Annotated in this window: 1 protein-coding gene; it reads left to right on the plus strand. The window is 39.7% G+C overall.

The window, feature by feature from the left end; genetic code table 11:
- Window positions 1–254 precede the first annotated feature (254 nt).
- Window positions 255–494, plus strand: a complete 240-nt coding sequence (locus RM190_RS23390; protein ID WP_311761886.1) for a hypothetical protein — start codon at window positions 255–257, stop codon at window positions 492–494.
- Window positions 495–517 lie beyond the last annotated feature (23 nt).

The raw sequence follows: 517 nt of genomic DNA on the forward strand, positions 1-517 counted from the left end.
GTTGTTAGTAGTCCCAAGAAAAGGAGTCAAATGAAAAATTTTAAATAACTGAGATTAAAAATACACATTGTGATGCGAGTTGCAAAATACTCATGGTCTAATGGCATCACTCTTAGATTATACACTACAACCTTCAATAGTTGTTTACTGATGCGCTTGTTCCGTCCAAAGAACCTTTTGAGTTGAACCTTCATTCTTCAATAACCTTGTCATCCTTGTCCAATGCCTTAACATGAATTGTTGAAGTTGTGAACATGAACGCTCTCAACATTACAGGTGGAATGGCATCGTCAAGTTCGTATCTAAGTGAAGTGAAAGTGAGTGATGGGTCTCCTATTGAGTTGTCTGACAACTTGCTTAGTGGAATTGTCTTTGAAGAGTATGAGTCCGGAACACTTGCCCTTGTGTCGACAGTGTTTCCAATTCCAGAAAAGTTTGAGAAGGAATTTCACAATGCAGCTGCCGTGTCTGTTGCCGCTGAAGATATGTCATAGGCAATTCCGTCATTTTGCTCCAC

The sequence above is a fragment of the Paracoccus broussonetiae genome (assembly GCF_031854425.1).
GTDB lineage: Bacteria > Pseudomonadota > Alphaproteobacteria > Rhodobacterales > Rhodobacteraceae > Paracoccus > Paracoccus broussonetiae.

Excerpts from the sequence above, each read along its gene's own strand:
- RM190_RS23390 (WP_311761886.1), top strand. The coding sequence starts at position 255 with ATGAACGCTCTCAACATTACAGGTGGAATGGCATCGTCAAGTTCGTAT.